The following is a 642-nucleotide window of genomic DNA, read 5'->3' as shown; positions in this document are numbered from 1 at the left end:
GTCAACTCCCGCTCGATGCGGCGAGCGGTGCGCAGCGCATGCTGCCGGACTGTTGTGGCGTTGGCGCCGCAATCGATCGGCAGCACGTCGGCCAGCAACTCGGCCGCGGCGGCATAGGGCACGAGCGAGGCCCACCGGGTTTCCAGATAGAGGCGTTCGGGCGCGATGTGGTCTGGGATCAGTGTCCGCAACGGCGAGACCGTTGCAGGGCTGCTCGCGCCGTCCGTTCGCGGCAGGAAATAGCGCGGGCTTTTCAGGCGCACGTCGCCGAATAGCGTATGAAAGGTGACGGGATAGCTTCCCTTGCTGCGCAGGCGACGCCCATCAAGCTCGCGGTTTTCGCTCAGCCAAAGTTCCACCTGCGTCTCCACCATCGCCTGCTGCAATTTCGCAAGAAGGCTTTTCGCCTCCGACAACGACAGACCGAGATCCTCGGCCCCTTTCGTCACCTTCACCAGATCGGCGACCGTCTCGGTCGCGATTCTTTCGCCATCGTCATCTATCATCTGCAATACTAGCCGCGCCCGCATGTCGTCTTCCCGCATCGAGTTTTCCAGAATGACCGGAGTGGAAAAACTGATTGCGCCCGTGACGCCCGTTTCTCCTCTGCGGCCTGCCGGAAACGCTGATAAAGACCATCAG

General features: G+C 62.0%; 1 pseudogene. It reads right to left on the bottom strand.

The window, feature by feature from the left end:
* Window positions 1-530 (bottom strand): annotated as a pseudogene (locus tag EOC06_RS44490) (ISKra4 family transposase); the annotation flags it as partial.
* Window positions 531-642 lie beyond the last annotated feature (112 nt).

This window comes from Mesorhizobium sp. M7A.F.Ca.MR.362.00.0.0 (assembly GCF_004023175.1).
Lineage (GTDB): Bacteria > Pseudomonadota > Alphaproteobacteria > Rhizobiales > Rhizobiaceae > Mesorhizobium.
This window is presented reverse-complemented; position numbering and strand designations above follow the sequence as displayed.